The organism is Roseococcus microcysteis (genome assembly GCF_014764365.1).
GTDB classification, from domain to species: domain Bacteria; phylum Pseudomonadota; class Alphaproteobacteria; order Acetobacterales; family Acetobacteraceae; genus Roseococcus; species Roseococcus microcysteis.
Genome location: NZ_CP061718.1, coordinates 270,364 through 290,478, shown reverse-complemented (window position 1 = coordinate 290,478; position 20,115 = coordinate 270,364). Strand labels below are relative to the sequence as shown.

The 20,115-nt window shown below is 70.8% G+C and carries 18 protein-coding genes; 13 read left to right on the top strand and 5 right to left on the bottom strand.

From position 1 onward, the window contains the following. The first annotated feature begins 249 nt into the window (after positions 1-249). From ICW72_RS01335 to ICW72_RS01320, 4 genes are all read left to right on the top strand, one after another. Positions 250-1,254, top strand: coding sequence for an SDR family oxidoreductase (locus ICW72_RS01335; protein ID WP_191084582.1), 1,005 nt, complete (start codon positions 250-252; stop codon positions 1,252-1,254). 87 nt (positions 1,255-1,341) lie between these two features. Beyond that, positions 1,342-2,340, top strand: a complete 999-nt coding sequence (locus ICW72_RS01330) for an NADP-dependent phosphogluconate dehydrogenase (protein ID WP_191084581.1) — start codon at positions 1,342-1,344, stop codon at positions 2,338-2,340. Between the two features lie 3 nt (positions 2,341-2,343). Next, a complete protein-coding gene (locus ICW72_RS01325; RefSeq protein WP_191084580.1) occupies positions 2,344-4,284 on the top strand; it encodes a glycoside hydrolase family 15 protein in 1,941 nt (646 codons plus the stop codon). After that, complete coding sequence (locus tag ICW72_RS01320) at positions 4,281-4,655, top strand: sensory rhodopsin transducer (protein ID WP_191084579.1); 375 nt, start codon at positions 4,281-4,283, stop codon at positions 4,653-4,655. The genes ICW72_RS01325 and ICW72_RS01320 overlap by 4 nt, the downstream gene beginning before the upstream one ends. Positions 4,656-4,669: 14 nt before the next feature. Here ICW72_RS01320 and ICW72_RS01315 read toward each other — a convergent pair whose 3' ends face one another. Beyond that, the gene (locus ICW72_RS01315) at positions 4,670-5,398 is read right to left on the bottom strand and encodes a glutathione S-transferase (protein WP_191084578.1); all 729 of its coding nucleotides are present in this window, start codon (positions 5,396-5,398) and stop codon (positions 4,670-4,672) included. 286 nt (positions 5,399-5,684) lie between these two features. Between ICW72_RS01315 and ICW72_RS01310 the strand changes: the two genes are divergently transcribed. From ICW72_RS01310 to ICW72_RS01295, 4 genes are all read left to right on the top strand, one after another. Next, complete coding sequence (locus tag ICW72_RS01310) at positions 5,685-7,475, top strand: NAD(P)/FAD-dependent oxidoreductase (RefSeq protein ID WP_191084577.1); 1,791 nt, start codon at positions 5,685-5,687, stop codon at positions 7,473-7,475. Between the two features lie 89 nt (positions 7,476-7,564). Continuing rightward, the gene (locus ICW72_RS01305) at positions 7,565-8,212 is read left to right on the top strand and encodes a TetR/AcrR family transcriptional regulator (protein ID WP_191084576.1); all 648 of its coding nucleotides are present in this window, start codon (positions 7,565-7,567) and stop codon (positions 8,210-8,212) included. Between the two features lie 105 nt (positions 8,213-8,317). Continuing rightward, a complete protein-coding gene (locus ICW72_RS01300) occupies positions 8,318-9,355 on the top strand; it encodes a histone deacetylase family protein (RefSeq protein WP_191084575.1) in 1,038 nt (345 codons plus the stop codon). Further along, a complete protein-coding gene (locus tag ICW72_RS01295) occupies positions 9,352-10,266 on the top strand; it encodes an aminotransferase class IV (protein ID WP_191084574.1) in 915 nt (304 codons plus the stop codon). Before ICW72_RS01300 ends, ICW72_RS01295 begins: the two co-directional genes overlap by 4 nt. A 62-nt stretch (positions 10,267-10,328) precedes the next feature. Here ICW72_RS01295 and ICW72_RS01290 read toward each other — a convergent pair whose 3' ends face one another. From ICW72_RS01290 to ICW72_RS01275, 4 genes are all read right to left on the bottom strand, one after another. Then, positions 10,329-11,303 carry a Bug family tripartite tricarboxylate transporter substrate binding protein gene (locus tag ICW72_RS01290; protein WP_191084573.1) on the bottom strand — a complete coding sequence of 325 codons (975 nt, stop codon included), beginning with the start codon at positions 11,301-11,303 and terminating at the stop codon, positions 10,329-10,331. A 76-nt stretch (positions 11,304-11,379) separates the two neighbouring features. Next, positions 11,380-12,792: a phosphoglucomutase/phosphomannomutase PgmG gene (gene pgmG / locus ICW72_RS01285; RefSeq protein ID WP_191084572.1), complete on the bottom strand. Its 1,413-nt coding sequence runs from the start codon at positions 12,790-12,792 to the stop codon at positions 11,380-11,382. A gap of 32 nt (positions 12,793-12,824) precedes the next feature. Beyond that, positions 12,825-13,691, bottom strand: coding sequence for a UTP--glucose-1-phosphate uridylyltransferase GalU (galU, locus tag ICW72_RS01280; protein ID WP_191084571.1), 867 nt, complete (start codon positions 13,689-13,691; stop codon positions 12,825-12,827). A gap of 77 nt (positions 13,692-13,768) precedes the next feature. Beyond that, positions 13,769-14,974, bottom strand: coding sequence for a D-alanyl-D-alanine carboxypeptidase family protein (locus ICW72_RS01275; RefSeq protein WP_223880740.1), 1,206 nt, complete (start codon positions 14,972-14,974; stop codon positions 13,769-13,771). Positions 14,975-15,298: 324 nt separating this feature from the next. Between ICW72_RS01275 and ICW72_RS01270 the strand changes: the two genes are divergently transcribed. The 5 genes from ICW72_RS01270 (at position 15,299) to ICW72_RS20905 (ending at position 20,107) form a co-directional block, all read left to right on the top strand. Beyond that, the gene (locus tag ICW72_RS01270) at positions 15,299-15,805 is read left to right on the top strand and encodes a phasin family protein (protein ID WP_223880739.1); all 507 of its coding nucleotides are present in this window, start codon (positions 15,299-15,301) and stop codon (positions 15,803-15,805) included. Between the two features lie 175 nt (positions 15,806-15,980). Further along, positions 15,981-16,400 (top strand): ATP-dependent Clp protease adapter ClpS, encoded by a 420-nt coding sequence (gene clpS, locus ICW72_RS01265; protein WP_375781519.1) that lies wholly within the window; start codon positions 15,981-15,983, stop codon positions 16,398-16,400. Between the two features lie 252 nt (positions 16,401-16,652). Then, on the top strand, positions 16,653-19,007 hold the full coding sequence (gene clpA, locus ICW72_RS01260; protein WP_191084570.1) for an ATP-dependent Clp protease ATP-binding subunit ClpA: 2,355 nt from the start codon (positions 16,653-16,655) through the stop codon (positions 19,005-19,007). A gap of 144 nt (positions 19,008-19,151) precedes the next feature. Further along, positions 19,152-19,490 (top strand): carboxymuconolactone decarboxylase family protein, encoded by a 339-nt coding sequence (locus tag ICW72_RS01255; RefSeq protein ID WP_223881007.1) that lies wholly within the window; start codon positions 19,152-19,154, stop codon positions 19,488-19,490. Then, positions 19,487-20,107 (top strand): PglD-related sugar-binding protein, encoded by a 621-nt coding sequence (locus tag ICW72_RS20905; RefSeq protein WP_191084568.1) that lies wholly within the window; start codon positions 19,487-19,489, stop codon positions 20,105-20,107. The genes ICW72_RS01255 and ICW72_RS20905 overlap by 4 nt, the downstream gene beginning before the upstream one ends. The last annotated feature ends 8 nt before the right edge of the window (positions 20,108-20,115 follow it).

Sequence of the window (20,115 nt, the reverse complement as noted above, 5' to 3'; positions counted from 1 at the left end):
CGGGCAGCCTTCCTCGATCCAGAGGAAACAGGCGATTTCGCGGAGCTGGCCCCAGGCGGGGCTTCCCACAGCCCCTCTTGCACAGGCTTGACGCGCGTCCAACAGCACGCGGGGCGGCGCATCTTCACGCAACCCGGCGGCGCCATCCGCGATTAATCCCGCTGACGCCGCCCATCGCCGCGAGATGGGCCACCACGCCGAACAGAAGGGCGCGCACCGCAGCCGGGGCGGCCCCGGAAGGACAGCGCGATGCCGAAGCCACGCACGGTCGTAGTCACGGGCGGATCCGCGGGGGTGGGGCGCGCCACGGCGCGTGCCTTCGCGCGCCTGGGCTGGAATGTCGCGCTCATCGCGCGCGGGCGGGAACGGCTGGAGGCCGCGCGCGCCGAGATGACCGAGGCGGGAGCGGCCGGCGTGCTGGCCATCTCCGCCGATGTCGCCGATGCGGATGCGGTGTTCGCCGCCGCCAGGCAGGTCCTGGATGGGTTTGGCGGCATGGATGTCTGGGTCAACAACGCCATGGTGACGGTGCTGGGCGCGGTGTCGCAGATCAGCCCCGCGGAGGTGCGGCGCGTCACCGAGGTGACCTATCTGGGCGGGGTGCATGGCACCATGGCCGCGCTGCGGCACATGCAGCCGCGCGACGCCGGCACCATCGTCCAGATCGGCTCCACCCTCGCCTATCGCGCCATTCCCCTGCAATCGGCCTATTGCGGGGCGAAGTTCGCGCTGCGGGGCTTCACGGATTCCCTGCGGAGCGAACTGATCCACGCGGGCAGCGCCGTGCGCCTGACCATGGTGCACCTGCCGGCCGTGAACACGCCGCAGTTCGACTGGGCGCGCAACCACATGCCGCACCGGCCGCGGCCGGTGGCCCCCGTCTTCACGCCCGAGGCGGTGGCCGAGCACATCCGCGACGCCGCGTTCCAGGCCCCGCGCGAAATCTGGGTCGGCGGGCCCACCGTGCAGGGCATCCTCGGGCAGTTCGCCGGGCCGGGCCTGCTGGACCGCTACATGGCCCACACCGCGCATGACGGGCAGATGAGCGAGGAGCCGAAGCCCATGGCGCCCGACAACCTCTTCGAGCCGGCGCCGGGGAACCAGGCGGCCGATGGCAGGTTCGCGGGTGAGGCCCAGCACCATGTGCGTGCCTTCAACCCCACCGCGCTGCGCGTGGCGGGGGCGCTGCTGGGCGCGGGTGCGGTGGGCGGCGCCTCCCTGCTCGGCCGGCGGCTGTTGCGCGGCCGTCGCTGAGGCTTTCGGGCCCCGCCGGATGACACCGGCGCAACCCACCGGCAACCCCCGCATTCATCCTGGAACGAATGGCAGGAGGGAAGGACCATGCGCGACCAACAGCCATCGGCCGGTCCACGGGAGATCGGCATCGTCGGCCTGGGCAAGATGGGCGGCAACATCGCGCGCCAGGCCCTGGAGGCCGGGTTCCGCGTCGTGGGGCAGACCAAGGGCGAGGCGCCGCCGGAACTGGTCGAGGCCGGCCTGGAGGTGGTCGAGAACCCCGAGGGGTTCCGCGCGGCGCTGAGCCGGCCACGCCTGGTGTTCCTCTGGGTGCCCGCCGGCCCCATCGTGGACCAGATGCTGGACGCCCTGGCCGATGCGCTGGAGCCGGGCGACATCCTCGTGGACGGCGGCAATTCCTACTGGGGCGATTCCATCGCGCGCCATGCGCGCCTGCGTGAGCGGCAGATCCGGTTCGTGGACCTGGGCACGAGTGGCGGCCTCTCCGGCGCGCGGGATGGCGCCTGCTTCATGGCGGGTGGCGAGGCCGAGGCGGTGGAGCGGCTGGAACCCGTCTGCCGGGCGCTCGCCGTCGAGGGTGGCTTCGTCCATGCGGGCGGGCCGGGCATGGGGCATTTCGTGAAGCTCGTCCATAACGGGATCGAGTTCGGCATGCTGCAGGCCATCGCCGAGGGCTACGCGCTGCTGCGCCACCACGAGAAGCAGCTCGACCTGCAGGGCACCCTGGAGGCCTGGCGCCATGGCTCCGTCATCCGCTCCTGGCTGGTGGATCTGCTGGCGGAGGCGCATCGCGGGGACCCCGGCCTCGGCCGTGCCGAAAGCGGCTACATCGAGGACACCGGCGAGGTGAACTGGCTGGTGATGGACGCGATGCGGATGGAGGTGCCCGTGCCGGTCATCGCGCAATCCGTCATGCGGCTCTTCGAATCCCGCCGCGCCCCGGCCGAACGGGATGGGGCGCGCGCCATCATGGCCATGCGCCACGGCTTCGGCGGCCACCCCTTCGGCCCGGAGGAATCCATCGCGAAGGAGCGCAAGGAGGGCCGCGTCGGCCCCATCCGCCCCCCGATGGGAGTGGATTGACCGATGCCGGTTCCGAACGGGCTGGCCGCCCTGCCCCCGCCGGGCCGCGAGGCCGAGCGCGACTTCCTGCCCATCAGCGCCTATGGGCTGATCGGCGATGGCCACGGGGCCGCGCTGGTGGGCCGCGACGGCTCCATGGACTGGTGCTGCTTCGAGCGCTTCGACGCGCCGCCCAGCTTCGCGCGGCTGCTCGACCGCCGCCGGGGCGGCTTCCTGCAGCTTCGCCCGGAGGGCGAGGTGACGGTGGTTCGCCGCCGCTACCTGGAAGAGACCGCGCTGCTGGAGACCAGCTTCGAGACCGGCACCGGCATCGTCGTCGTCACCGACCTGATGCCCATCGCGAGCCGGCCCGATGGCAGCGCGGGCCCCGCCGGCTGGATCGTGCGGCTGGTGGAGGGGCGGCGCGGCGAGGTGGCCATGCGGGCCAGCCATCAGCCCATCGTGGATCTCGGCGCGCCCCAGCCTGACATCCGGCTGGGGCGGGATGGATGCTGCGTGCTGCCGGAGGGCTGCCCCACGCTGCACGCCGACACCCCCTTCGCGCTGCACCCGGGCGCGGGCGAAGGGGCGCCCGTCACCGCGGTCGCGTCCTTCACCCTGCGCGCGGGGGAGCGGCGCGCCTTCGTCCTGGCGCCCGCCGGCGCGGAGGTGGCGGACCCCGCCGCCACCGCCGCCGAGTTCTTCCACGCGACCCAGGCCTTCTGGCGCGAATGGGTGCGCGGCATCACCTATGCCGGCCCTTACCGCGAATCGGTGGTCCGCAGCGCCCTCGTGCTGAAGCTGCTGATCTACGCGCCCACCGGCGCGATGGTCGCCGCGCCCACGACCTCCCTGCCCGAGGCGCTGGGGGGCTGCCGCAACTGGGATTACCGCTTCTGCTGGCCGCGGGATGCCTGCTTCGTCCTCTATGCCTTCCAGAAGCTGGGGTTGCGGCAGGAAACCGAGGGCTTCTTCCGCTTCCTGCTGGAGGCCGCCGAAGGGACCCTGCCCAGCGTCCCGCCCCTGTTCAGCCTGGATGGCAAGCGCTGCCACAAGGAGCGCACCGTGGAGGAGGCCGAGGGTTACATGGGCAGCCGCCCCGTCAGGCTCGGCAACGAGGCGGCGGAGCAGCACCAGCTGGACGTCTATGGCCAGCTGCTGGACCTGATGCACCTGCACGCCCGCGGCCGCGAGCCGCTGAATGGCGACCTGCGGCGCGTGGGCACGGCGCTGGCGGACCATGTGGCGGCCCATTGGCAGGACCCCGACCACGGCATCTGGGAGCCCCGTCTGCCGCCGCGCCGCAACACCCACAGCGCCATGATGGCCTGGGCGGCGCTGGACCGCGCGCAGGACCTGTTCGGCCCCCATCCCGGCTGGGAGGAAGCACGGCGCGGCCTGCTGCACGACATCCGCACGCGCGGCGTGCACGCCGAGGGCGGCTACCTCACCCAGGTGCTGGATGGCGAGGATGTGGACGCCGCGCTGCTGCTCGCGCCCATGATCCACCTTCCGGTCGAGGACGCGGTGCTTGAGCGGACAGTCGACGCCGTGATCGGGCAACTCGGCGAGGGGCCGCTGGTCTGGCGCTATCGCAGCGAGGACGGCCTGCCCGGCGAGGAAGGCAGCTTCCTCGCCTGCGCCTTCTGGCTGGTGGATGCGCTGCTCGTCCTCGGCCGCGGGGAGGAGGCGCGCGCGCGCTTCGAGGCGCTGCTGGCGCTGGGCAATGACCTTGGCCTCTTCTCCGAGGAGATGGAGGCGGACGGGACCTTCCTCGGCAATTTCCCGCAGGCCTTCACGCACCTGGCGCTGCTGCAATCGGCGCTGATGCTGGATCTCTACGAGGCCGGCGGGGCCGAGGCGCTGCGGGGCACGCATGCGGACCGCGCCGGACGCATCGCCGCGCGGCGGGAGGATGCGACGGCCAGGCAGGAACGGCCAAGACGAGAGGAGGAGCGTGCATGATCGGGCAAACGACCTGGGCGATCGCGGAGGGCTACATCCCCTCCGAGAGCACCGGCGAGGGGCGCGCCATGGAGAGCCATGAGACCGCCTGCATCCTCAACCCCAATGACCGCGACGCGATGGTCGAGGTGACGCTCTTCTTCGCGGATCGCGAGCCGGTCGGGCCCTATCGCGTCGCGGTGCCGGCGCGCCGGACGCGCCATCTGCGCTTCAACGACCTGTCCGAGCCCGAGCGCGTGCCGCGCGACACGGATTACGCGAGCCTGCTCCGCTCCGACGTGCCGGTCATCGTGCAGCATTCGCGGCTGGATTCCCGGCAGGCGGCGCTGGCGCTGATGTCGGCGCTGGCCTATCCGGCCGGGAATTCCTGAAGCCGGCGGCGGCCCTACAGGTCAAGCTCCGGGTAGTTCCGGAAGATGCCGTATTCGTTGAAGGGAATGCGGCGTTCGCTCGCCAGGTAGGCGGCGATGCGCGGCCGCGCGGCCACCGCCTTCGCCAGCGCCGCCACCTGGGGCGTGCGCCGCAGCGCCCGCCGGGTCGCCTTCGGAAAGGCGTAGCCGAGCCCCGCGACAAGCTGGAACAGCGAGAGATCCGCGTAGGAGATGCGCGCGCCCACCAGGTGCCCGCCGCCCTTCGGATTGCGCTTCAGCACCGTCTCGAACCAGCCGAGGAACTTGGGCATGCGGTGGCGGCAGAAATCCTCCGCGCGCCGCTTCGCCTCCGGCTTCTGGTCCTCGTAGTAGAGCTGCGACGCGACGGGGTGGTGCGTGTCATGCGCCTCCGTCACCGCATCGGCGATGGTCAGCTGGAGCTGGTGCGTCCAGAGGCGGCCGGTCTCGGTCTTCGGCGCCAGCCCGTGCCGGTCGCCCAGGTAGAGCAGGATGGCGGCGGTCTGGCCGATGACCCGCCTGCCATGCCGCAGATAGGGCGGGGCGAAGGGCGGGGTGGCGAGGCCGGCCTCGGTCAGGCCCTTGGCCACGAGGCGCGAGGCCTTGCCCTCCGCCCCCTCCTGCGCGACGTCGCGATACGCGGCGCCGGCCTCCTCCAGCGCGAGGCGCACGAATTCGCCCCGCCCCTGCAGGCCGGGCCAGTAGAGCAGTTCATAGGACGCCACGGGTCACCTCCAACGCTGCGACGAAGGTTCAACGCATGAGCGCGGCTTGAGGCCGGCACCGTCACCCGCCTTGCTCCCTTCGCCGAAACCCTGGGCATGGTGCCAGGGCGGGGCACGGCCCGAGGCGCGCCCTCCAGCACCAGGCGCATCCGCGCCGCGAAGCTGCGACCCGGCCAAGGCAGGTACTCGATTTATTCCGGGTTTCGGCGGCTTGCACGACATCGCGCCCGGGTGCGAAGGTCGCCCCGGGCGCCGGCCGCGCGGCCCGCGCCGGGGGAGAGCTTCCATGCTGCATCTGACGGCCGAGGATCAGGCCCGTTCCTGGCTCACGCGCCTCTCCGTGGCGCTTGGCGCGGGGAACGCGCCCGCCGTCGCCGAGCTGTTCGACACCAACGGCATCTGGCGCGACCTGCTCTGCTTCACCTGGTCCATCGCCACCTTCGAGGGCCGGGCGGAGATCGAGGCCATGCTGGCGAGCTGCCTGCCCCAGGCCGCTCCGCGCCACCTGGCCCTCGAGCCCGGCACCGCGCGCGACACGGAGGGCCTGGTCGAGGCCTGGTTCACGCTGGAGACCTCGCAGCTGCGCGCCCGCGGCCATCTGAGGCTGCGCGAGGGGCGCTGCCAGACGCTCTTCACCACGGCCCGCGCCATCATCGGGCATGAGGAACGCGCCGGCCGGCGGCGTGAACGCGGCGCCCCGCCCGGCCCCGCACGGCACGCGGAGACCTGGACGGAGCGGCGCCGGCGGCAGGCCGAGGCGCTCGGCCGCAGCGAACAGCCCTATTGCCTGATCATCGGCGGCAGCCAGGGCGGGCTCGCGCTGGCGGCACGGCTGCGCCGGCTCGACGTGCCGACGCTGGTCCTCGACCGCCTGGCGCGCCCCGGCGATGCCTGGCGGCGGCGCTATCGTTCCCTCTGCCTGCACGACCCCATCTGGGCGAACCACCTGCCCTACCTGCCCTTCCCCGACCACTGGCCGGTCTACATCCCCAAGGACCGGATGGCCGACTGGCTTGATGCCTATGCCGGCCTGATGGACATTGATTTCCAGGGCGGCACCGTCGCGCGGCGCGCGCGCTTCGATGAGGCGCGACAGGGCTGGTCGGTCGAGGTCGAGCGCGAGGGCGTGGCCAGCACTCTGCACCCGCGGCAGCTCGTCATCGCGACCGGCCTGTCCGGCGCGCCGGCGATCCCGCGCTTTCCCGGCGCCGAGACCTTCCGTGGCGTGCAATGCCATTCGAGCGCCTTCGAGGGCGGCCCGGGCCATGCCGGCCGGCGCGCCGTCGTGATCGGCTCGAACAACTCCGCGCACGACATCTGCGCCGAGCTCTGGGAACAGGGCGCCTCCGTCACGATGGTCCAGCGCTCCTCCACCCTCGTCGTGCGCGCCGAGACGCTGTTCCGCGAGATCACGAGCCGGCTGTTCTCGGAAGACGCGCTGGCCGCGGGCATCGGCACCGAGCAGGCCGACGACATCGCGGCCTCCCGCCCCTTCGCCATGCTGACGGAGCTGCACCGCGGCCTCTACCGCCGCATCCGCGAGGTGGATGCCGAGTTCTACGACAGCCTCGCGCGCGCGGGCTTCATGCTCGATTTCGGAGAGGACGACACCGGCCTTTCGCTCAAGTATCTCCGCCGCGCCTCGGGCTATTACATTGATGTGGGCGCCTCGGGCCTCATCGCGCGCGGGGAGGTGGCGCTGCGCAGCGGCGTGGAGGTGGCGCGGCTGCGGCCGGAGGGCGTGGAGCTTTCCGACGGGACGCTGCTGCCCGCCGACCTCATCGTCCATGCCACCGGCTACCAGCCGATGGAAAGCGTGATCGCGGAGCTGATCTCGCCGGAAGTCGCGGCGCGCGTGGGGCCTGTCTGGGGCCTTGGCTCCGGGACGCGGCGCGACCCCGGCCCCTGGGTGGGCGAGCTTCGCAACATGTGGAAGCCGACGCGCCAGCCCGGCCTCTGGCTGCAGGCCGGCAACCTGCAGCAGGTCCGCACCTATTCGCGCATCCTCGCGCTGCAGATCCAGGCGCGGATGCTGGGCCTGCCGACGCCGGTCCACGACCCCAAGGCGCTCGGCTGAGCCCGCCAGGCGGCGGCTTGCCGGGGCGACGGGCTCACCTATCCTCGGTCCCGCGCCGATCGGCGGCGCGTCGTGAGGGAACAGGCGGCATGGCGGGCGAGGCGGAACCGCAGCGGCAGGCGCGCGGCAGGCAGCGGGCCGGGCGCATCCTCGATGCCGCCGACGGGCTGATCCGCCGCGATGGGCAGGTGGGCCTCAGCCTCCAGCAGGTCGCGGAGGCGGCGGGCATCCCGCCCGCATCGCTCTACCATTACTTCCCGACGCCCCAGGCGCTGCTGACCGGCCTCGCGCAGCGCTACATCGCGGTCTTCGAGACGCTGGCCGCGCGCGAGATGGACCATGGCGGCCTGACCTCCTGGAGCGACCTCTGCGCGCGGCATGCCGAGACGGCCCTGGGCTTCTACCATGAGCATCCGGTGGCGATGCGCCTCTTCCTCGGCCCCGAGAGCGGCTGGGAGATCCGCCACGCCGACCTTGCCGCCAACCGGCGCATCGGCGGCATCTACTACCGCAAGCTGATCCGTCACTTCGCCGTGGCCGAGAGCGCGGCGCTGGAGCAGGCGATGGTCATCGCCGTCTCCATCTCGGACGCCATCTGGGCGATGTCCTTCGCGCGGACCGGGGAGGTGGAGCCCGCCATGGCGCGCGAGGCGCTTCGCGCGCGGCTGGCCTATCTGCGGCTCTATGTCGGCGAATATGTGGAGAAGCGGGCCAGGCCGCTTGAGCCCGCCGCCTGATCTCGCGGCAAACTCGGGAATTTTCGAATTTGTTTGCCCCGCGCGGCCCCGCATGTGACCCTTCCGAAACTCGGTCCTGTTCGAGTTTCAGCCAGGGGTCTCCGCGTGCTCGTCCTTCATTCGCCGCTCCAGGCGCGGCACCACTCCCGCCAGTTCCTGCGCCATGGCCGCTTCGTCGCGACGCGCGACGTGCCGGCGCGCGCGGACAACATCCTCGCCGCGCTGCGCGCCGACGGCCACGTGATCCGCGAGGCGCCGGACCATGGCCCCGCCCCGGTCGCCGCGATCCACACCCCGGAATACCTCGACTTCCTCGCCACCGCCTGGCCCGAGTGGCAGCGCATCGAGGGCGCGGCGGAGGAGGTCATGCCCTATGTCTTCCCGGTGCGCGGCATGGACCACGCCTACCCGACCTCGGTCGCCGGGCGCGCGGGCTGGCACGCGCAGGATCTCTGGGCGCCGATCGGCGAGCACAGCTGCGCCGTGGCCATGGCCTCGGCCAATTTGGCGGTGGAGGCGGCCGCGCAGGTGCTGGCCGGCGCGCCCATGGCCTATGCGCTGTGCCGGCCCTCGGGCCACCACGCCTTCGCCGACATGGCGGGAGGCAACTGCTACCTGAACAATGCCGCGATCGCGGCCCAATACCTCCGCCGCGGCCATGCCCGCGTCGCGCTGGTGGATGTGGATGTCCACCACGGCAACGGCACGCAGGCCATCTTCTATGCGCGCGACGACGTGTTCTTCGCCTCCCTCCACCGCGACCCGGTGGACTACCACCCCTTCTTCTGCGGCCACGCGCAGGAACGCGGGACGGGCGCGGGGATGGGGTGCAACCTCAACCTGCCGCTGCCCGCGGGCTTGGGCGATGGGGCGGTGCTGGCCGCGCTCGAGACCGCCTGCACGCGCATCACCGCCCATGGCGCGACGGCGCTGGTGGTCTCGCTCGGCGTGGATGGGCATGAGGAGGACCCGACGCAGGGCCTCGCCATCACCCATGACGGTTTCGGGCGCATCGGCGCGCGGCTCGCCGCCCTCGACCTGCCCACGGTGATCGTGCAGGAGGGCGGCTACAACATCGGCACCATCGCCCGCTGCGTGAGCACCGCCCTCGCCGGCTTCGAGGGCCGGAGGGCGGGCGCATGACGCCCGAGGAGGAACTCGCCCCGATCCGGGGCGTCGCCTATATGGATGGCCGCTTCGTCCCTCTGGCCGAGGCCGCGATCCCGGTGGTGGACCGCGGCTTCGTGCGCTCGGACGTGACCTATGATGCGCTGCATGCCTGGAAGGGCCGCATCTTCCGCCTCGATGACCACATCGCGCGTTTCGAGGCCTCGATGCGCGGCCTGCGCATGTCCCTGCCGCACAGCGGGGCGGACATCGCCGCCATCCTGAAGGAATGCGTGCGCCGCAGCGGCTTCCGCGACGCCTTCATCATGGTGATCTGCTCGCGCGGGGTGCCCCCGCCCGGCACGCGCGACCCGCGGCTGTGCCGCAACCGCCTCTATGCCTGGGCGCAGCCCTTCATGAACATCGCCGAGCCCCGCCAGCAGGCCGAGGGCTTCCGCATGATCCTGGCGCGGACGCAGCGCATCCCCTCCGAATCCCTCGATCAGCGGATCAAGAACTTCCACTGGCTCGACCTGACGATGGGGCTGTTCGAGGCCTATGAGCGCGACGCCACCGTCGCGATCCTGCCCGCCGCCGACGGCACCATCACCGAAGGCCCGGGCTTCAACATCTTCATCGTGAAGGATGGCGTGCTGGCGACGCCGGCGCGGGGGATGTTCGAGGGCATCACGCGCCGCACCGTCACCGAGATCGCCGCCGACCTCCAGCTGCGCTGCGAAATCCGCGCCGTGCGCGCGGAGGAGGTGCTGGCGGCGGACGAGATTTTCACCAGCACCACCGCGGGCGGGATCAACGCGGTGACCTGGTATGAGGGCCGCCCCGTGGGCGATGGCCGCCTCGGGCCGATCACGCGCCGCATCCATGACCTGTACTGGCGGCGCCATGAGGACCCGGCGCTGAACACGCCCGTCGGCTTCGCGGACTGAACGCGGCCACCGAGGAGGGCGGCCTGAGACGCCGCGGCCCCCCTCCCCGCCTGCGGCCCTGGTCACATCTGGATGTTCAGGGCCTGGACCAGCGGGCGCACGGCGGCGATCTGGTTGTGGACGGAGGCGCCGAATTCCTGGGCGCTGTTCCCGCCGGGTTCCGCGCCCAGTTCCAGGATGCGGCTGGCCACGCTTTCGTGTCGTGCGGCGGCGGCGAGTTCGCGGTGAAGGCGTTCCAGCACGGGCGCCGGCGTGCGGGCAGGCGCGAAGAAGCCGTTCCAGCCGAGGAGTTCGGCGTTGGGGAAGCCCTGTTCGCGCACGGTGCGGACTTCGGGCAGCACGCGCGGGCGGCGGTCGGCCAGGGTGGCGATGGGGCGCAGCGCGCCGCCGCGGATGTGCTGGAGCGAGGAGGAAAGCTGGTCACCGCCGAACACGACACGGCCGGCCAGCAGGTCCTGCACCAGCGGGGCGGCGCCGCGGAAGGGGATGTGCTCCATCTGGAACTGCCCGTCGCGCTTCAGCACCTCGCTGATCATGTGCATGGTGCTGCCGGGGCCGGTGGAGCCGTAGAAGGGCGGCGGGTTCTGGGTCTTCGCCCAGGCGACGAATTCCGTCAGGTCCTGCGCCGGCACCTGTGCGTTGGCGAGCAGGATCATGGGCACGGCGGCGCCCAGGGTGATGGGCGCGAAATCCGTCTCGATGCGGTGCGGTGCGCGGCCGGCGATTTCCAGCGCGGCGGTCGTGGTGGAGAAGGTCAGGTTGTGGAACAGCAGCACCTGGCCGTCGGGCGGCGCCTTGGCCACATAGTCGGCGCCGATGGAGCCGCCGCCGCCGCCCCGGTTCTCGACCACGGCGGGGCCGAGGGTGTCGCCCAGGCGCTGGGCGAAGATGCGCGCCAGGATGTCGGTGGTGCCGCCCGCCGGAAAGGGCACGACGATGCGGATGGGCCCGCTCGGCGTCCAGGACTGGGCGCGCAGGATGGCGGGGGCGGCGGGCAGCCCGGCAAGCGCCAGGCCGAGCGTGCGGCGGTTGAGCATGTTCCGTTCCTCCAGCGGCGCCGGGTCGTTGCTGCCCGGCGCATGGAGGGAGGGTGGGCGCGCCGCCGCGCGCCCGTCAATGCCCGGCGTTTTCGCCCGAGAAGTCGGGCGCGGCGAGGCCCGAGGCCTCGATCTGCGCCGCGAGCTGCGCCTTGAGGCGTTCCAGCCCCTCGGCGCTGGAAGCCTCGGCGCGGGCGACGAGCACGGCCTGGGTGTTGGAGGCGCGCAGCAGCCACCAGCCATCGGGCGTGTTCACGCGCACGCCATCCACCGCGGAGACATCGGCGCCCTCGGCGTCGAGGCGGGCGGCGACCTCGCGCACCACCTCGAACTTGCGCGTGTCCTCGCAGTTGAAGCGGAGTTCCGGCGTGTTCAGCACCTGCGGCAGGCCCGCGCGCATCTGGGCGAGGCTCTGCTCGCTGCGGGCCAGGATGTCCAGCAGCCGCACGGCGGAATAGAGCGCGTCGTCGAAACCATACCACTTGTCGGCGAAGAAGATGTGGCCCGACATCTCGCCGGCCAGCGGGCAGCCGGTCTCGGCCATCTTCTGCTTGATGAGGGAGTGGCCGGTGCGCCACATCAGCGGCGTGCCGCCGGCGGCCGCGATCTCGTCGAACAGCACCTGGCTCGCCTTCACATCGGCGATGATGGTGGCGCCCGGATGCGCCTTCAGCACGTCACGCGCCAGCACCACCAGCAGCTGGTCGCCGAAGAGCATGTTGCCCTCACCATCCACCACGCCGATGCGGTCCGCATCGCCGTCGAAGGCGATGCCGAGGTCGGCCTTCGTCTCCTTCACCTTCGCGATGATCTGCGCGAGGTTCTTCAGCACCGTGGGGTCGGGGTGGTGGTTGGGGAAGCGACCATCAATCTCGGCGTTAATGACGTGGTGGGTGCCGGGAAGCTCGCGCACCAGGCGCTCCGTGATGGCGCCGCCCGAGCCATTGCCCGGGTCCCACACCACGTTCAGCTTCTTGGCGCCCCCACCGTAATCCTGGACCATGCGCGCGATATAGGTGGCCGAGACGTCCACCTCACGCGAGGAACCCTTCGCTTCCGGCACCACGTCGCCGGCGGCGGCCATGCGGCCGAGTTCCTGGATGTCCTTCCCGAAGAACGGCTTCTTGCCGATCATCATCTTGAAGCCGTTATAGTCGGGCGGGTTGTGGCTGCCCGTCAGCATCACCGCGCCATCGGCCTTCTGGTCGTAGCTCGCAAAATAGAGCATGGGCGTGGGGCCGCAGCCCACGCGCACCACCTCCATCCCCGAGGCCACGAGGCCGGCCACGAGGTGCGTCTCCAGCTCGGGCGAGGAGAGCCGCCCGTCACGCCCCACCGCCACGCGGCCGCCACCGGCGCGCGCCACGATGGTGCCGAAGACGCGGCCGATGGCGAAGGCATCCGCGCCATGGAGCGTTTTGCCCACGATGCCGCGAATGTCGTATTCGCGCAGCGAGGTCGGGTCGAAGCGGTGGGTGAAGGCGTCCATCAGGGGCGTCCGATCGGGTGCGGGGGGAAGGGTCAGCGGTAGCGGTCGAGGAAGCCGCGCACCGCGGGCGCCAGCTCCGGCCGGTCGAGGGCGAAGGCGATCTGCGCTTCCAGGAAGCCCAGCTTGTCGCCGCAGTCGAAGCGCCGCCCCTCATAGCGCAGCCCGTGGAAGGGCTGGCTGCCGATGAGCTTGGCCATGCTGTCGGTCAGCTGCACCTCGCCCCCCGCGCCCTTCTCGAGCTTGGAGAGGTGCGTCATCACCTCGGGCATCAGCACGTAGCGGCCGATGATGGTGAGGTTGGAGGGCGCCTTGTCCACCGGCGGCTTCTCGACGAGGCCCTTCACGGAAACGAGGCGCCCCATGTCCTTCTCGATGTCCAGCACGCCATACTTGTTGACGCGCTCCATCGGGACTTCCTCGATGGCGACGACATTGCCGCCGGTCTCCCGATAGGCCTCCGCGAGCTGGGCCACGCAGGAGGTCTCGCACTGCATCAGGTCGTCGGGGAGGATGATGGCGAAGGGGTCGTCGCCCACGAAGGCGCGGGCGCACCAGATGGCATGTCCAAGCCCCATCGGCACCTGCTGGCGGACGGTGACGATGGAGCCGGGGGTGACGGCCAGGCCGCGCAGCTCGGCCAGGATGTCGGCCTTGTTGCGCTCTTCCAGGCTCTTTTCCAGCTCATAGGCAATGTCGAAATGCTCGACGATGGCGGTCTTGCCGCGGCCGGTGATGAAGCAGAACTGCTCGATGCCGGCGGCGCGCGCCTCGTCCACCGCGTACTGGATCAGCGGGCGGTCCACGACGGGCAGCATTTCCTTGGCCACGGCCTTTGTCGCCGGCAGGAAGCGGGTGCCGAAGCCTGCGACGGGCAGGACGGCCTTCTTGAGGGGCTTCATCACGGGGGCTCCTTCACCGGTGCGAGCCGTTGTTGCCACGGCCCAGGTGTTACCGGCAAGTCAGCCCCCGGATGTGGTCAGCGCGTGCCGGCGACGCGCTGCGTGCCGGGCGGGGTGGCGCGGGTGCCGCGCGGCGCATTGGCCGGGGCGCGGCGGGCGGCCGGGCTGGGCTGGGCCCGGGCTGCCTGGGTGCGGGCAGCCTGGGCGCGGGCGGGCGGCGTGCGGGCCGCCTGTGCGCGGGCGGGCGCGGCGCGGGCCGGACGCGCGGCGGCCTGGGCACGCGCGGGCGGCGTGCGCGGGCGGGCCGTGGCCTGGGCGCTGGCCGGCGGACGGGCGGCACGGGCGGCCACGGCGGGGGGCACGGGCGGGGGCAGCCCGCCGCCCACCGCGCGGGCGGCCAGCACCCGGCCGGCGGCGGCGGCCGCGGCCATCTCGGCGGCGGCGGGGGGGACGCCGCGCACGCCCTGGCGCGCGAAGCCCTCGTCGAAGAGGCTCGCCATCTGGGCGTTGCGCTCGCGCCAGTTGGACCCGCCGAAGACGGCGCCCACGAGGCGCACCCCGCCCCGCTCGGCGGAAGTCAGGATGTTGTAGCCCGAGGCGCGGATATAGCCGGTCTTGATGCCGTCCGTGCCCGGATAGTCCACCAGCATGCCGTTATGGCTGCGGATCAGGCCCTGGTTGTGCCGGAAATGCGTGGTGCTGAAATAATGGTAGTGCTGCGGGAAATCCTGCAGCAGCCGGCGGCCCAGCAGCGCCATGTCGCGCGCCGTCGTCACCTGCTCGGGGTCGGGCAGGCCCGAGGCATTGCGGAAGACGGTGCGCGTCATGCCGAGCTGGCGGGCGCGCAGCGTCATCTGCCGGGCGAAGGCCTCCTCGCTGCCGGCCAGGTGCTCACCCACAGCCGCCGCCACGTCATTGGCCGAGCGGGTGACGAGGGCCAGGATGGCCGTCTCGACCGAGAACAGCGTGCCCACGGGCAGGCCGAGCTTGGAGGGCGGACGGGACTGCGCCTCGGCCGACATGCGAATCGGCGAGTTGAGCGCGAGCCGCCCGGCCTGGATCGCCTCGAACAGCATGTAGAGCGTCATGGCCTTGGTCAGTGAGGCCGGGTGGCGCAGCGCATCGGCATGGTGCGAAACCAGGATGTTGCCGGTCTGGTGGTCCAGGACGATGGCGGCGTAGCGCTCACTCCGCTCGATGGCGGCCACCTGGGCGCGGCCGGGCGCCATGGCCGCGAGCAGAAGCACCACGGCAAGGCCCAAGGCCTGGAAACGACACGACATGCAGCAATCCCCCCGGATCGGTCAGGGACGCGGCCTCCCCCAAGGCTGGGCATCCCTATGGGCGCAATCAATCAGCGATGCGGCGGGATGTCCATCGGTTTCGGGCCGGGAGCGGGCTTTTCCGTTGCCTTCAGGAATTTTGTGCGCTGCACCATTTTTCCTTGAAATGCACGGTGCGGCCCGCTAGATCACACTCATGCTGCATCGCAGCAAAAGCCGCATGCTGCATTCGCAGCGAAAACCGTCGTGGTGGATTTGCCGCGACAAAACGTGCCGCCTCGCCTCATCCAGGCCGAGAGGCGGTCTTGGACAAGGATGACGCAGATGGCCAACCAGGCTGACATGAAGAAGGCGATGACCACCGCCGCCCAGACCGGCGCCGACCAGGCGAAGAAGATGATGGAAGACGGCGCCACCCAGGCCCGCGCCACCGTCGAGAAGAGCATGGAAGCCGCCCACAAGGCGACCGCCGACATGATGAAGGTGGCCGAGGACGCGGTGGAATTCAGCCGCGGCAACCTCGAAGCCATCACCAAGGCCTCGCAGGCCTATGTGACCGGCGTGCAGGACCTCTCCCGCCAGACGATGGCGATGTTCCAGACGATGTCGGAGCAGGCCATCGAGGGCATGAAGACGCTCTCCTCCGTGAAGAGCCTGAAGGAAGCCGCCGATTTCCAGGCCTCCTTCGCCAAGACCTCCATGGAGCGCGCCATGAATGACGGCGTGAAGCTGCAGGAGACCGCGCTGAAGGTCGCCGAGACCTCCATCGAGCCCATCGCCGCCCGCATGACGGTCGCGATGGAGAAGATGGGCAAGCCGCTGGCCGCCTGACACCCTGCCCTCGCTTGCGAGGATCAGCGTGACGAGGCCCCGGGTTCCGCGCAGGAGCCCGGGGCCTTTTTCGTTCCACTTCGCGCGCCGCGCGTCATTTTCTTCGACCCGCGTGCGGTGCGGAGCAGGCAAGCCCTTTTCCTGGGCGGCCGGCACCCGATATCCTCACCCGATCATGACGCATACGGACAAGCGGCCCACCATGCAGCCCGGAACGAATTTCCTGAAGGATCGCGCCCTGGCGTGGGACAAGCTGCGCATCACCCTTTCGGATGGCGACAAGCGCGAGGGCGATGGCGGCCCGGCCACGGGCGTCGTCGTCAAGCCGCGCCCCAAGACCAAGAAGCCGGCGATGTACAAGGTGCTGATGCTGAACGACGACTACACGCCCATGGAGTTCGTCGTCCACGTCCTGGAGCGCTTCTTCCAGAAGAATCGCGACGAGGCGACACGCATCATGATGCATGTGCATCGGCGCGGTGTGGGTGTCTGCGGCGTCTATACCTATGAGGTGGCCGAGACGAAGGTCACGCAGGTCATGGACCTGGCGCGGCAGAACCAGCACCCGCTCCAGTGCACGATTGAGAAAGAGTGAAGCCGGAGCGCGTGTGACGCGAAAAAAATCCCCCCTTCCGGCCATACAGGCTTTACCTTTCCCGCCGGACTCTCGGTTCGGGACGGCCGCCCCAGGGCGGTGCGCCGGACCACGGCGGAACAACACCCCGGCGCCTGACTTGCAGGAGACTTTCGCCCGGGGAGGTGAATTCGGGGGAAGTGCCATCACATTACCCTTTAACGGATGGGCCGCATTTCCGCGGCCCGCCACCCTCTGGGGAGCGTACTGAACATGCTGTCCCGCAATCTCGAGCAGACGCTCCATCGGGCCCTCGGCCTCGCCAATGACCGCCGGCACGAATACGCGACACTCGAACACCTCCTCCTCGCCCTGGCCGAGGATGCCGATGCCACCACCGTGCTGCGCGCCTGCGGCGTGGACGTGGACAAGCTGAAGCGCGACCTGGGCGAGTTCCTGGACAAGGACCTGGCCGGCCTGGTCTCCGACCGCGGGGGCGACCCGAAGCCCACCGCAGGCTTCCAGCGCGTGGTGCAGCGCGCCGCCATCCATGTGCAGAGCAGCGGCCGCGACGAGGTGACCGGTGCGAACGTGCTGGTGGCGCTCTTCAGCGAGCGCGAGAGCCATGCGGTCTATTTCCTGCAATTGCAGGACATGACGCGGCTGGATGCCGTCAACTTCATCAGCCATGGCATCGCCAAGGCGCCCGGTCGCAGCCAGCCCCGCCCCGTGCAGGGCAGCGCGCAGACGCCGCCCGAGGAAGGCTCGGGCAGCAATGAGCGCGAGGAGAAGCCGCGCGGGGGCAACCGCAACCAGGACGCGCTCAGCACCTATTGCGTGAACCTCAACAAGAAGGCGGGCCAGGGCAAGATCGACCCGCTGATCGGGCGCGACCAGGAGATCGAGCGCACCATCCAGATCCTGTGCCGGCGCACCAAGAACAACCCGCTCTATGTGGGTGATCCGGGCGTGGGCAAGACCGCGATCGCGGAGGGCCTGGCCAAGCGCATCGTGGAAGGCGACGTGCCGGAGGTGCTGGCCAAGTCCACCATCTACTCGCTGGACATGGGTTCGCTGCTCGCCGGCACGCGCTATCGCGGCGATTTCGAGGAGCGCCTGAAGGCGGTGGTGAGCGAGCTGGAAGCCCAGCCCGGCGCCATCCTCTTCATTGACGAGATCCACACCGTGATCGGCGCCGGCGCGACCTCGGGGGGCGCGATGGACGCGTCCAACCTGCTCAAGCCCGCGCTGGCCCAGGGCACGCTGCGCTGCATCGGCAGCACCACCTACAAGGAATACCGCGTCCATTTCGAGAAGGACCGCGCGCTGGTCCGCCGCTTCCAGAAGATTGACGTGAACGAGCCCTCGGTCGAGGACACGGTCAAGATCCTGCAGGGGCTCAAGACCAACTACGAGAAGCACCACAAGGTGAAGTACACGCCCGAGGCCATCCGCGCGGCGGTGGAGCTTTCGGCCAAGTACATCCATGACCGCAAGCTGCCCGACAAGGCGATTGACGTCATTGATGAGGTCGGTGCCTCGCGCATGCTGGTGGCCGAGACGAAGCGCAAGAAGACCGTGACGCTGAAGGATGTGGAGGAGGTGGTCGCCAAGATCGCCCGCATTCCTCCCAAATCCGTCAGCGCGGACGACAAGGAGACGCTGCGCACCCTGGAGCGTGACCTCAAGGCCATGGTGTTCGGCCAGGACCGCGCCATCGAGGCGCTGTCCTCCGCCATCAAGCTGAGCCGCGCGGGCCTGCGCGACCCGGAGAAGCCCATCGGCAACTACCTGTTCTCCGGCCCCACGGGTGTCGGCAAGACGGAAGTCGCCAAGCAGCTCTCCAAGACGCTGGGCATCGAGCTGATCCGCTTCGACATGTCCGAGTACATGGAGCGGCACAGCGTCTCCCGCCTCATCGGCGCGCCCCCGGGCTATGTGGGCTTCGACCAGGGCGGGCTGCTGACGGATGGCATTGATCAGCACCCGCATTGCGTGCTGCTGCTCGATGAGATCGAGAAGGCGCACCAGGATCTCTACAACATCCTGCTGCAGGTGATGGACCACGGGAAGCTGACGGACCACAACGGCAAGACCGTGGATTTCCGCAACGTCATCCTCATCATGACGACCAATGCGGGCGCGGCCGACATGCAGAAGCCCGCGATCGGCTTCGGCAGCCCCGTCCGCACCGGCGAGGATGAGGAGGCGGTGAAGCGCATGTTCACGCCGGAGTTCCGCAACCGCCTCGACGCCGTCATCCCCTTCGCGGGGCTGACGCAGGAGATCGTGGCGCAGGTGGTAGAGAAGTTCGTCATGCAGCTGGAGGCGCAGCTCGCCGACCGCAACGTGACGATCGAGCTTTCCTCCGCCGCCAAGGAATGGTTGGCCGAGCGTGGCTATGACCCGCTCTATGGCGCGCGGCCCCTGGCCCGCGTGATCCAGGAGCACATCAAGAAGCCGCTGGCCGAGGAACTGCTCTTCGGCAAGCTGGCCAAGGGTGGCGCGGTCAAGGTGAACCTGGTGGATGGCGCCCTGGCCTTCGACCTGGCCGAGGCGCCCGTCGCCGCCCTGCCCCGCCCCGAAGGCGATGGTGAGGCGGAGAAGGAACCCGAGACTGCCGAATAAGCAGGCGTCTGATCGCGTTCGGTGGACTCACCGAAGGCGTGAATCAGCCGCCCGGCAGCACGGCGCCATGGACGGCGAGGCCCCGATGGGAAACCATCGGGGCCTTTCTGTTAGGGAGCCAAGCGCATGACCACCGACACCCGCATCGAGGATTGGGACAGCTACAGCGCCGGCCTGCGCGAGCGCGGGAAGGAACTCTCCGCCCTGCATCCGGAGCTGATGAAGGGCTTCGGCGCGCTGAGCCGCGGCAGCAACACCACGAAGCACCTGGACGCCAAGACGCGCGAGATGATCGCGCTCGCCGTCGCCGTCACCACGCGCTGCGAGGGCTGCATTGACGCCCATGCCCGCAAGGCCCGCGCGGCGGGGGCCACCAAGGAGGAGGTGGCGGAGGCGCTGGGTGTGGCCATCGCGCTGAACGCCGGCGCGGCGCTGACCTATTCCCTGCACGTGCTGGACGCGCTGGACGGCGCGGGCGGGTGAGGCTGCTCGTCCTCGGCGCCGGCGGCCACGCGCTGGTGGTGCTGGAGGCGCTGGACGCGCTGGGCTGGGCGGTGGCGGGCCTGCTGGATGACCGCGCCACTGCGCCCATCCTCGGCCGCCCCGTGCTGGGGCCGCTTGCGTCGCTGGGCGCCCATGGCGCCACGCGCGCCGTCATCGCGCTGGGCGACAACGCCACGCGGCTGGAATGGGGCCAGGCGGCGCGGCGGGCGGGGCTCGCCCTGCCCGCCTTGGTGCATCCGGCGGCGCTGGTCTCGCCCAGCGCGCGCGTGGCGGAGGGCGCGCAGGTGATGGCCCGCGCCTCGGTCGGGCCGCTGGCGGTGATCGGCGCACTCGCCCTGGTCAACACCGCGGCCGTGGTCGAGCATGAATGCGTGGTGGAAGGGGGGCCCATGTCGCGCCGGGCGCCGTGCTCTGCGGCGCGGTGCGCGTGGGGGCCGGCGCGCTGGTCGGCGCGGGCGCGGTGGTGGCGCCGGGGCGCCGCCTGGGGGCTGGTGCCGTGGCCGGCGCGGGGGCGGCGGTGGTGCGCGACGTGGCGGCGGGCGCGGTGGTGGCCGGAGTGCCGGCCAGGCCGCTCGGCGTCTGATCGTCACCGTTGACGTCACCG

Excerpts from the sequence above, each read along its gene's own strand:
- clpA (WP_191084570.1), top strand. The coding sequence starts at position 16,653 with ATGCTGTCCCGCAATCTCGAGCAGACGCTCCATCGGGCCCTCGGCCTC.
- ICW72_RS01325 (WP_191084580.1), top strand. The coding sequence starts at position 2,344 with ATGCCGGTTCCGAACGGGCTGGCCGCCCTGCCCCCGCCGGGCCGCGAG.
- clpS (WP_375781519.1), top strand. The coding sequence starts at position 15,981 with ATGACGCATACGGACAAGCGGCCCACCATGCAGCCCGGAACGAATTTC.
- pgmG (WP_191084572.1), bottom strand. The coding sequence starts at position 12,792 with ATGGACGCCTTCACCCACCGCTTCGACCCGACCTCGCTGCGCGAATAC.
- ICW72_RS01270 (WP_223880739.1), top strand. The coding sequence starts at position 15,299 with ATGGCCAACCAGGCTGACATGAAGAAGGCGATGACCACCGCCGCCCAG.
- ICW72_RS01295 (WP_191084574.1), top strand. The coding sequence starts at position 9,352 with ATGACGCCCGAGGAGGAACTCGCCCCGATCCGGGGCGTCGCCTATATG.
- ICW72_RS01320 (WP_191084579.1), top strand. The coding sequence starts at position 4,281 with ATGATCGGGCAAACGACCTGGGCGATCGCGGAGGGCTACATCCCCTCC.
- ICW72_RS01275 (WP_223880740.1), bottom strand. The coding sequence starts at position 14,974 with ATGTCGTGTCGTTTCCAGGCCTTGGGCCTTGCCGTGGTGCTTCTGCTC.
- ICW72_RS01305 (WP_191084576.1), top strand. The coding sequence starts at position 7,565 with ATGGCGGGCGAGGCGGAACCGCAGCGGCAGGCGCGCGGCAGGCAGCGG.
- galU (WP_191084571.1), bottom strand. The coding sequence starts at position 13,691 with ATGAAGCCCCTCAAGAAGGCCGTCCTGCCCGTCGCAGGCTTCGGCACC.
- ICW72_RS01290 (WP_191084573.1), bottom strand. The coding sequence starts at position 11,303 with ATGCTCAACCGCCGCACGCTCGGCCTGGCGCTTGCCGGGCTGCCCGCC.
- ICW72_RS01335 (WP_191084582.1), top strand. The coding sequence starts at position 250 with ATGCCGAAGCCACGCACGGTCGTAGTCACGGGCGGATCCGCGGGGGTG.
- ICW72_RS01330 (WP_191084581.1), top strand. The coding sequence starts at position 1,342 with ATGCGCGACCAACAGCCATCGGCCGGTCCACGGGAGATCGGCATCGTC.
- ICW72_RS01310 (WP_191084577.1), top strand. The coding sequence starts at position 5,685 with ATGCTGCATCTGACGGCCGAGGATCAGGCCCGTTCCTGGCTCACGCGC.